General features: G+C 67.9%; 8 protein-coding genes and 1 pseudogene. 5 read left to right on the top strand and 4 right to left on the bottom strand.

Features of this window, described 5'->3' with window-relative positions; genetic code table 11:
• Positions 1–243 (bottom strand): annotated as a pseudogene (locus H609_RS0110820) (IS110 family transposase); the annotation flags it as partial.
• Between the two features lie 109 nt (positions 244–352).
• Here H609_RS0110820 and H609_RS0110815 point away from each other — a divergent pair.
• The 3 genes from H609_RS0110815 to H609_RS0110805 all read left to right on the top strand — a co-directional run bounded on the left by H609_RS0110815 (position 353) and on the right by H609_RS0110805 (position 4,366).
• Positions 353–1,384 (top strand): DUF2235 domain-containing protein, encoded by a 1,032-nt coding sequence (locus H609_RS0110815; RefSeq protein WP_028484955.1) that lies wholly within the window; start codon positions 353–355, stop codon positions 1,382–1,384.
• 118 nt (positions 1,385–1,502) lie between these two features.
• Positions 1,503–1,883, top strand: a complete 381-nt coding sequence (locus H609_RS0110810) for a DUF2237 family protein (RefSeq protein ID WP_018866118.1) — start codon at positions 1,503–1,505, stop codon at positions 1,881–1,883.
• Between the two features lie 158 nt (positions 1,884–2,041).
• Entirely contained in the window at positions 2,042–4,366 is a 2,325-nt protein-coding gene (locus tag H609_RS0110805; protein ID WP_028484954.1) for an HDOD domain-containing protein, read from the top strand.
• Between the two features lie 21 nt (positions 4,367–4,387).
• Here H609_RS0110805 and H609_RS0110800 read toward each other — a convergent pair whose 3' ends face one another.
• On the bottom strand, positions 4,388–6,517 hold the full coding sequence (locus tag H609_RS0110800) for a DUF1631 family protein (RefSeq protein ID WP_028484953.1): 2,130 nt from the start codon (positions 6,515–6,517) through the stop codon (positions 4,388–4,390).
• Between the two features lie 208 nt (positions 6,518–6,725).
• On the opposite strand from H609_RS0110800, the gene H609_RS0110795 reads away from it, so the two are divergent.
• Together H609_RS0110795 and H609_RS0110790 are read left to right on the top strand one after the other, a co-directional pair.
• Entirely contained in the window at positions 6,726–7,973 is a 1,248-nt protein-coding gene (locus H609_RS0110795; protein ID WP_051206779.1) for an HD-GYP domain-containing protein, read from the top strand.
• Between the two features lie 163 nt (positions 7,974–8,136).
• Positions 8,137–9,393 (top strand): bifunctional diguanylate cyclase/phosphodiesterase, encoded by a 1,257-nt coding sequence (locus H609_RS0110790; protein ID WP_028484951.1) that lies wholly within the window; start codon positions 8,137–8,139, stop codon positions 9,391–9,393.
• Positions 9,394–9,419: 26 nt separating this feature from the next.
• Here H609_RS0110790 and H609_RS0110785 read toward each other — a convergent pair whose 3' ends face one another.
• Both H609_RS0110785 and H609_RS13450 read right to left on the bottom strand, forming a co-directional pair.
• Positions 9,420–9,998: a CPBP family intramembrane glutamic endopeptidase gene (locus H609_RS0110785; RefSeq protein WP_018877600.1), complete on the bottom strand. Its 579-nt coding sequence runs from the start codon at positions 9,996–9,998 to the stop codon at positions 9,420–9,422.
• Positions 9,999–10,130: 132 nt separating this feature from the next.
• Positions 10,131–10,629, bottom strand: a 499-nt coding sequence (locus tag H609_RS13450) for a BCCT family transporter (protein WP_038036280.1), incomplete at its 5' end; no start/stop codon positions are given.

The following is a 10,629-nucleotide window of genomic DNA, read 5'->3' as shown; positions in this document are numbered from 1 at the left end:
GGGCTTCACGAACTGCGGCGCCATCAGCCGCACCTCGTGCCCCAGCGCCTGCAACTCACGCGCCCAGTAATGGGCACTCCCGCAGGCCTCCATGCCGATCCGGCAGGCCGGCAGCTGGGCGACGAAGTTGCGCAACTGGCTGCGCCGCAGCGCCTTCGAAAACACCTGCCGGCCCTGCGCATCCACACCGTGGACCTGGAACACGTTCTTCGCGAGATCAATACCGAGTGTTGTAACCTGCATGTGGACGCCTCCGTCTTCTTCGAGTGAGAGTGATCACCCCCACTCTGGCACATCGCGATGCCGTAATAGGGCGGGGGCGTCCATCCCATTGAGGATGGGAGGCGGGCGGATGACACGACGGATCGTGATTTGCGCGGACGGGACCTGGAATCGCCCCGAGGAGGACGTCGAGTCGGACGTGCCGACCAACGTGCTGCGTCTGGCGCGGGCCATCGCGCCCGCCGATGCCAGTGGTGACCCCCAGCAGGTCTTCTACGACTGGGGTGTCGGGGCGTACTACGCGAAGGTCACGGGCGGCGTGACCGGGCGGGGCATCCACAAGAACATCCAGGATGCCTATCGCTACATCGTCCAGAACTACGACCCCGGCAGCGAGATCTTTCTGTTCGGCTTCAGTCGCGGTGCCTACACCGTGCGCAGCCTGTGCGGGCTGATCAACAACTGCGGCATCCTGAGGCGCCCGGACGCGCGCCTGATCGAACAGGCCTTCCGTCACTACAAGAAGACCGCGGCCAGCCATGCGCCGGAGGGGGCGGCCTCGCGCGAGTTCCGGGCGGCGTATGCGCATCCCTCGCGGGAGATCCGCTTTGTCGGGGTCTGGGATACGGTGGGCGCCCTGGGCATCCCGTTCTCCCTGCTGGGGCTGTTCGACCGCACCGACGAATTCTACGACACCAAATTGGGTCCGAACGTGCGCATCGCGCGGCATGCGATGGCGATCGACGAGACCCGCGCCGACTTCGAGCCGACCCTGTGGGAGCCGCGCCCGGGGCTGGACCTCAAACAGGTCTGGTTCAGCGGGGTGCACGCCGATGTGGGGGGCGGCTATGCCCCGGATGCCGACGGGCGCCTGGCGTCCGAGGCGCCGCTCGCATGGATGATCGACCAGGCGCGGGCGGCGGGCCTGCGGGTGGAGCCGCACCTGGTCGATGCCCTGCGGCCCGATCCGCTGGCCCCGCTGCATCGTTCACGGCGGCACATCTATCGCCTGCGCCGCCGCCATCGGCGTCCATTGCACCAGCCGGGGTATCCGACGGAACTGCATCCCAGCGTCCTCGATCGGTACCAGCAGGATCCCGACTATCGGCCCGACAACCTGCGCGACCACGTGGTTGAGTGGGGCTGGCCGGATGCCGACTGATCAGTGTTTCCTCAAGATTGAGGCCGGTGCCAGTGAAATTCCCGCGGGCCGAGTAGTCGCTCGCATGGGGCGGGGGGGTGTCCGTTATGCTGTAGGGACCACGAACGGGGAGTTTTCCATGCAGCCTTTTCCCTCCAAGAATGTGTTTGGCGGGGCGCTCGAGCCCTGCGGCCGGGACCCGGTGACCGGCTTTTATCGCGACGGTCGTTGCGCCACGGGCTATGACGACCAGGGCATGCACACCGTGTGTGCCGAGGTCACGCGCGAGTTCCTGGATTTTTCCCTGGCGCAGGGGAATGATCTGATGACACCGGTACCGGAGTTCGGCTTCCCCGGCCTGGAGGCAGGGGATCGCTGGTGCCTGTGTGCCGCGCGCTGGCTGGAGGCCTACCGGGCGGGGGCGGCCCCGGGTGTGTTTCTGCGCGCCACGCACGAGGAGACCCTGGCGGTGATCCCGCTGGATATCCTGAAGGAACACGCGCGCGACCCGGCCGATTGAGCGGGGCAATCCACCGCGGAATATCGGCGCAGGGCCGGGATGGGGCCGGCCCGCTGTAAATTAGGGAGAGATACGGATGGATCCGAGCATGCCGGGCGCGAGCAGGCGCCCTGGACAGGGGTGGGGTGCGGTCGGGGTTCGGGCGGATGGCTGAGCACATGGCGGTTCCCGAGATTGAACGCTTCCGCATTCTGCGGACGCTGGGTGCCAGTACCCGCGACGGGCTCTACGTGGCGCACGATCCGGTACTGGACCGGCAGGTCGCGATTCGTACGCTGACCCAGGCGGGCGCCGACGACCTCACCCGTCAGGCCCTGCTTGCGGACGCGCGTCGCCTGAGCCGCTTCCGGCATCCGAATATTGCGCCGATCTTCGAGGCGGGGAGCTACCCCCAGGGCGTCTACCTGGTGTTCGAGTACGTTGAGGGCGAGACCCTGGACCGGATCCTGGCCGGGGGCGCGCTGCCGATTGATCGTGGCCTGGCCCTGATGCGCGAGCTGCTGGACGCCGCGGCGGCGGCCCATGAGCAGGGCATCCTGCACGGGACCCTGCAGCCGGCCAACGTGACCGTGAACCCCGAGGGGCATGCACGCATCACCGGGCTGGGCATGGCGCTGCCCGACGCCGCGGCCCGTGGCGAGAGCCACCTGCCGGACACCCCCTACTACCTGGCCCCGGAACAGCTGGCAGGCGAAGCGGCCAGCGAACGCTCTGACGTCTTCTCGCTGGGGGCCCTGTTCTTCGAGATGCTGACCGGTGAACGCGCCTTTGGAGGCGAGGATCCGAAGGCGATCCGGCAGTCGATGCTGGCGGCGGGGCTGGAGCCACCATCCGGTCGTACCGGTAATGGCGACGAGCGCTTCGACGCCCTGATCCTGCGGGCGACCCGCCCCGATCCGGCGGAACGCTTTGCCTCGGCCCGAGAGTTTCGCGAGGCACTGGTGGCGGCCCTGGAGGGGGAAGGCTCGCAGGACGCCGGGTCGCAGGATTTCATCCTGCGCAAGATCCGGCGCAAGCCGGATTTTCCCGGGATCTCCAGCCACATCCGCGAGATTACCCAGTGTTCCGATGACACCATGAAGCGTTCGGTGGCGGAGCTGTCGAACGCGGTGCTGAAGGATTACGCCACCACCCAGAAGCTGCTGCGACTGGCCAACTCGCCCTTTTACAGCAACTTCGGCGGCAATATCCGGACGGTGTCGCGCGCGATCGTGCTGCTTGGTTTCGAGCAGGTGCGCACGGCCGCGCTCGGGCTGGTGCTGTTCGAAAACCTCAAGGGCGGCCGGCATTCCGGTCGCCTGATGGAGGCCCTGGTCGGCACGCTGTTCAGCGCTATGCTGGCGCGCGATCTGGCGGAGCAGGTTGGCGGGGTGGAGAGCGAGCAGGCCTTCGTCTGCGCGCTGTTCCACGATATCGGGCGCATGCTGGTGCTGTACTACCTGCCCGAGGAAGCGGACGAGATCCGCATCCGTGTGGGTCAGGGCACGGGGGAGGACAGTGCCGCCCGCCAGGTGCTGGGGATCTCCTACGAGGCGCTGGCGCGCAGCGTACTGGAGGACTGGAATTTCCCGCGCGAGCTGGTGGCATCGGTAGAGCGCGCTCCGCCCGGCATCCTGCCGGCGGCCCGGGATGCCGATCAGCGCCTGCATCGCATCGTGACCCTGGCCTCCGAGATGGGCCAGTGCATCACCCGCGCCGAACGCGACCAGCAGGGGGCTTTGCTGACCGATCTGCGCCGGCGCTATGAACATGCCCTGGGCGTGGATGCGCGCGGCATGCAGCGGGCGATCCGCTCGGGACGCGAGCATATGGATCACTTCCTGGCGGTGGTCAAGCTGCCGCCGGAAGGTCGGGAACCGCTGAACCGCCTGAAGGCGAACCTGGGGGTACGCATTGATGACGGCGAAGCGGAGGCGCTGGAACCCGAGCCGGGAGCCGGGGATGCGCTCCCGCGGGCCGGGCAGGAGCCCGCCGTTCAGGCCGCGGCGCTGATGGAGGCCCTGACCGACATGCTGGACAGCATGGTCGGCGAGTTCGACCTGAACGCGCTGGTCCAGACGACGCTCGAGACGCTGTATCAGGCGCTGGGCCTGCGCCGGGTCATGCTGATGCTGGCGGACCGCGAGCACCGGGTCCTGGTGGCCCATACCGCGTTTGGTCAGGACGCGGAGACCCTGTCCGGTCGCTTGCGCCTGAGCGTAGCGGGCAAGGGCGACATCCTGTCCCTCGCCCTGGAGCAGCAGAAGGATCTGGTCATCAGCGACAGCCACGAGGCATCGATCAGCCGCTATATCCCCGACGAGTTCCGGCAGGCCCTGGATGCGCGCAGCTTCCTGTTGCTGCCCCTGGCGGTGCGGGATCGGTGTGTGGGATTGCTCTACCTGGAATTGCCGGAAGGCGTTTCGCTGGACGCGAGCGTGTTGCGGGCGCTGAAGGCGGTGCGCAACCAGTTGGCCCTGGCGATCCGCCAGGCGCGCGACTGACCGATCCGGCTGCGCGGGGGCTCAGCCCCCCGGGGCCTCGATAATGGCGTCCAGCGGGTTGTCCTCCGGCAGCGCGCGCATGCGGCCCTGGCGCAGCTCCTGGGCCACGCCCTGCAGGCTGTGGCGGCGGGCGTGCACGCCGTCGAGGGACAGGAAGAAGAAGCGCCGCGTCGTGTCGCCGCGCCAGATCAGGGCCAGGCGCCGCGGGTTTTCGCCGGCGTCGTCGCAGAATTCGAACCAGTCCCCGATGTCGAGCCCGATCGCGGCGAAGACGTGGTCGTCGTCGCGGTCCTGTTCCAGGGTCGGGTCGTCGTCCTCGTAGCGCACGGATTCGCGTGTCTGCAGCCGTGCCCGCGGGTCGAAGCGCTCGGCGTCCTCCGGGGCCCGCAGGCGGTAGAGGTGGGCCTTGCCCAGGTGCTGCACCAGGTCGCGGATGCGGTCGTCCCCCAGGCCCGCGGCGCGGGCGTGTTCCTTCGCCTCGGCCACCAGCGGATTCACCTCGGCGGCGGTGGCCATGTTGCAGATGTGGCGCACGACCTGGCGCAGCACGCGATGCAGGGCCTCCCCGGCCTCGCCGGCGTCGTGCTCCACGGCCAGCACGGTCTCCCAGGACTGGAAGATCTCCTCGGCGGCGGTCTCCGGGAGATCGGCCCCGGTCTCCAGCGCGGCCAGCGCCAGATTGCGCCGGGCCTGCTCGGCCCATTCCTCGGCATTGGGCAGGTCGATCTGGGTGATCTGGCGGGCATGCCAGAGGGCGTCCTCGTTCTCCACGCTCTCGAGGAACTGGTTCATCAGCACCTCGGCGCTGTCGCGGTCGAGACGGTCGGCCTCGTTGCGCAAGTATTCGATCGAACGCCGGATGCAGCCCAGGTAGCGCTCGACGTCCTCGCCGTCGGGCTCCGACTCCGGATTGATGCGTATGGCGACGTTGATCAGGCTCCCGATCCACAGGCGCAAGGGGTGCGAGCGGTCGCGGAAAAAGCCGAGATCCCGGATGACGGCGGTGGCCAGCGGGTACTGCATCTCGCCGATCTCGGCGCGCACGGCCGGGTTGAACCCCACCTCGCGGAAGATGTGGTCGAACAGCCCCTGCAGCAGGTCGTGGATGAACGGCATCAGCGAGGCGCGCGGGTCCGGCTGATCGGAGGGCATGACGAAGGCCGTCATCGGGGCCGCGTTGCCGGAGCCCGCCGCTTGCCCGCCGCCATGGCCTTCGACTGGGCGAAACACCGGGGACTGCACCATGTTCGAGGCCCAGGCGGCCCACTGGGCCGGGTCGGCCTCGGTGTCCGGCATGCGCGCGGGTTCGTCGGCCTCGGCCTTGCGCGTGGAGGGCCGCCACCCGGAGGTCGTCGTGGCGGGGTCGGCGTCCGGTTCCGCGGAGGCGTCGGTATCGCGTGCGCCGGCGAGGCGTTTCCACGAGGCGTTGCGGCGCAGGGTTTCGCTGGACTCGGGGGCGGCCGGTGTCTCGGTGATCAGCCCGCAGTGTTCGATCGCCTCGACCACGAAGGCCAGGGTGGGGGCCGCGGTCTTCTGCATGCAGTCCAGGTAGGAGCGCATCAGGTCCAGGGTCATCTCGGTCTTGCCGAAGTACAGCTCGCCAATCTCGATCAGGCGCTCGTACCAGTGCAGCGGTGACCAGGGGGCCCAGTTGGGGTGCTCGAAGCGGTTCTTTTCGCGCGCGGCCTGGGTGAAGACGTAGTGCGAGTAGCGGTTGTTCTCGCGCATCGAGCCTTCCAGCTTGTGCCGCAGCGACCGCCGCGTGGACTGGTAGTCGTCGAGGATGCTGAGACCGTCGTCCTGATCCGCGAACGCGACCCCCGAGAACTCGTACTGCGGGGGGTAGTCGTGGCTGCGGAAGTCCTCCATCAGGGCGTCCTGGAAGTCCCGGGTCACGCGCTTCTCGAACATGCGGAAGTCATTCGCCCACAGGAGGGGATTGCCCGTCACATTGCCCCAGGTGCGTCCGGCCTCCCATTCGTCGCGGGCCGTCGCCAGGCAGCGCTCCAGGTGTTCGATCACCCGGGGCACGACCATCTCGGCGAGCTGCTCTCGCTGCACGATCGACAGCCCGGCCATCCCGGTCCATTTGCCGGAGGCCTTGAGCGGCTGGCGGGAAGAACCAAGGAGGGTGTCTTGGTCGGCTGGCATGAGGCACTCCGGCGTGGGATCGTCGTCGCTGCGGGTCCATCGTCCCGCAAAATCGTGATGTGTGCACGGGTTCGGGGCGCCGAGCGTTAGCGATTCACGGCCGGCGCACTAACGGGCTGGCCTGGGGCGGGGCGTCTGGGTAGTGTAGAAAACAATACTGAAGGTGTGAGTTACGAGAGCGCCGGATGGCAAGCGGAGTGTTCCTGGCATGTCCTGGGGATTGATACAACAGGAGATTCCCGTCGCGGAGTTGCGGGTTGGCATGTACGTAAGCCAGCTCGACCGCCCGTGGCGGGATACGCCGTACTGGGTCGAGGGCATTCTGATCCGCTCGCAGGAGGACATCGACGAGCTGGCCCGCCATTGTCGCCACGTGTTCGTGGACCGGGAGAAGAGTGCCCCGGAGTCGCTGACCCGACTTGCGCCCGCCACCCGCGAAGCGGCGCTGACCGAAGCCGTTCCCGGTCGCGCCGAGGCGGCCCAGTTTCGGGGAATGACCGTCTACCGCGATCAGTGCAGCGTGGACGAGGAGTTCCCGGCCGCAAGCGAGGCCTGGGCCACGGCCGGTACCATTCTCGATCGCATCCGGACCGAGATGGAGCGCAATCCCGGGGTGCGCGTCGCGGCGGCGCGGGAGGCCTCGGAGGCGCTGCGCGAGAGCGTGGAGCGTAACCCCGATGCCCTGTTGCTGCTGGCCCGGTTGCGGGATTCCGGCGATGTCCTGTACGACCACTCCCTGCGGGTGTCCGTGCATCTGCTGGCGCTGGGACGGCACCTGGGGCTGGACCGCGGCGAGCTGTCGATCCTGGGGCTGGGCGGGCTGTTGATGGACGTGGGCAAGATGCAGTTGCCCCGAGCCTTGCTGGAGCGGGGAAAGCGGCTGTCCCCCAACGAGCGCCGCGAGATGCAGCGGCACGTGGAGTACGGCGAGCAGATCCTGCAGCGCTCCCACGGCATCCCCGATAAGGTCTGCGATATCGTCCTTCAGCATCACGAGCGCGAGGACGGTCGCGGCTATCCGCGGGGGCTGGTGGCCAACGAGATCAGCGCCTGCGCGCGGATGGCGGCGATCGTGGACTCCTACGAGGAACTGCTGGCGGATCGGCGCCTGGCGGGAACGCCCTTCGAGGCGCTCAAGGAACTGCGTGAGCATGGCCGCTGGGGATTGAACTCGGCGCTGGTCGACCAGTTCACGCACTGCGTGGGGCTGTTCCCGGTGGGCAGTCTTGTGGAGCTGGACAGCGGCGAGGTCGCCATCGTCCTGAGCCACCGGCGGACCCAGCGCTTCATGCCTCGGGTCATGCGCATCCTGGATCCGCAGCGTCAGCCTTACCCCGATCCGCTGGAACTCGACCTCGGGTCGACGGACCCGGAATCCGAGGGTGCGCAACGGCAGATCGTGCGCGATTTGCCGGCCGGGGCCTACGGAGTCGATCCTGCACGCTATTATCTCTAGAAAAGACTGAAAAAATGTCCGGTTTGGTTACAAGCGGCGGCCGGCGTCCCAGTGCCAGGTGAGTGGTTCCTGGTCCGCTACAGCGTTCGTGGCACACGGCCGGACCGAACGGATTCAGTCTTTTCCTGGAGGCGCCGCGCGGGCGCAATGCCGGAGCCCAGCGATGTTGTCGAATCTATCGGACTATCCAGCCTTTCTCGAACGCCTGCAGGCGGGTTGCGGTGCGCGTTCGCCGGCCCTGGCCGTGGTCGATCTGGAGGGCTTGGGCGATATTGATGCCGCCCTGGGTTATGACGTGACGGACCGGTTGCTGCGTCAGGCCGGCGAGGCCCTGGCGACCGCCTTGCCGGGCGGGTTCGTCGGGATGACGGGACGCCACCAGCTCGCCTGCATGCTGCCCCATGTGGACGGCAGCGGATTTGCCGAGCTGGCGGGCCACAAGATGCTGCGGGTGCTGGGCGAGCCTTTTCCCTGCGGCGAGCGCGAGGTGCTCCTGTGGCCGCGGGTCGGACTGGCCCTGTCCCGGGGCGGGCGCGCCGTAGCCCCGCCGACCCTGCTGGCCCAGGCCTGTGCGGCGATGCGCAAGGCTCGGCGTGAACGGGTCCGCCTGCGCCTGCATGCCCCCGACGCAGCCGAGACGATGCTGGAGGGTGTCGACCTGTGGTCGCAGCTGGGCGATGCGATCGAGGAGGGAGCCCTGCACCTCGAGTATCAGCCGCAGATCGCCCTGGCTTCGGGGCGGGTGGAATCGGCCGAGGCCCTGCTGCGCTGGGATCACCCGGAATATGGCGCGATCCGGCCGGACACCATGGTGCGGGCAGCGGAGGGAACCGATCTGATGCCGCGTCTGACCCACTGGGTCTTCAACACCGCGTTGCGCCAGTGCGCCGAATACCGCCAGGCCGGGCTGGACGTCGGGGTGTCGGTGAACTTTTCCGCGGATGATCTGCAGGAGCCGGAGGTGGTGGACCTGGTGGCCCAGTCGCTGGACCTCTGGGGCGTGCCACCCGAGCAGGTCACGATCGAACTGACCGAGACGGCGGTGATGGAGAGCCACGATGTCGCCCCACGCGAAGCCCTGGACAACATGAAGGAACTCGGGCTTCGTCTGTCCATGGACGACTTCGGTACCGGTTATTCGTCCATGGAGCGGCTGCTGCGCATGCCTCTGGATGAAGTTAAGATCGACATGACGTTTGTCCATGAGCTCACTGCCAGCCCCCCGCATCAGCGCATCGTGGAGTCCATGATCGGTCTCGGACAGAAACTGGGCCTGACGGTCGTGGCCGAAGGGGTCGAGGACGAAGACACGCTGGCCCGCCTGCGCGACATGGGCTGTGACTTGGTGCAGGGGTTTTACCTCGGCCGGCCGGCCCGCCTGGGACACTTCATGGAGCAGATGTTGCGGACGCGCGATTGACAACGCTGGCCTGATGCGTTCGCTGCCTATCCTGTCGATCGTGAACGCAGGTACAGGTGGATCACGATCCAGTCGTACAGGGCGTGGGTGACGATGACCACCAGCAGGTTGCCGGTGAGGTGGTACAGGACCCCGAGGTACAGCCCGATGATCGTGGCGAACACGAAATACAGGCGGCTGATCGAATGGGCCAGTCCAAAGATCACCGCGGCGGCGACGATGGCCCACTCGGCGGACCAGCGTTCGGTCAGCCACCCCTGCAGCACACCCCGCACCAGCAGTTCCTCGCCCACGCCCGCGAGGATGGAGATCAGCAGCACGGCACCGGGCAGGGCGTGCCGAAAGAGCTGGTGCACAAAATCCCGCACCTGATCGGCCAGGGCACGATAGGGCTCCCAGCCACTGATGGCGAGCGCGCCCAGCAGGATCAGCATGGGCAGTACGGCGAGGGCGCCCAGGGCGGCGGCGTCCAGGCTCCACTCGATCCGCTCGGCCAGCGGGATCCCGGCAACGCGGGCCAGGATCAGGGCGAGCGGGATCAGCGCGGCCTGAAAGACCAGGCCGGCCAGCAATGGGTGCCGCGCGATGGCCTTACGCAGGCTCATGGCAGGGTGGACGGATTCATTCGCGAGAGGATGCCCGATCCCGGGGGCGGTTGTCCCGCACGAAAAAAACCCGCGCCGCCGGACGGGCGGGCGCGGGGTGGAGTGAAGGCCCTGGATGGCCCGTGGCGGTCGTCAGGTCTTGGCTTCCTCGATGCGGATCAGGGCCAGTTCGTGGAACAGCCCCTTCATCAGGCTGATGCACATCAGCAGCAGCACGATGACGAATGGCAGGCCGGTACTGACCGCCCCGGCCTGCAGGGCGTTGAGGGCCGCGGCCCCGCCAACCGCCAGCAGGACACCGGCGACCACGCCCTCGGTGGTGGCCCAGAACAGGCGCTGGGACTGCGGGGCATCGGTCTTGCCGCCCGAGGTGATGGAATCGATCACCAGCGAACCGGAATCCGACGAGGTGATGAAGAACACCAGCACCAGGGCGATGGCCAGGAACGAGGTGATCGCCGTGAACGGCAGGTGTTCCAGCATCTGGAACAGCGCCAGCGACGAGTCGGAGATGCCGTCGGCCAGGGCGCCGATCCCCTCGCGTGCCTGGTCCAGGCCGGAGCCGCCGAAGGCGCTCATCCAGATCACCGTGACCAGGGTCGGCACCAGCAAGACGGCGGTGACGAACTGG

The organism is Thioalkalivibrio sp. ALE17 (assembly GCF_000425605.1).
Lineage (GTDB): Bacteria > Pseudomonadota > Gammaproteobacteria > Ectothiorhodospirales > Ectothiorhodospiraceae > Thioalkalivibrio.
Note: the sequence above shows the minus strand (reverse complement) of the source record. Positions and strands in the feature narration are given on the sequence as shown.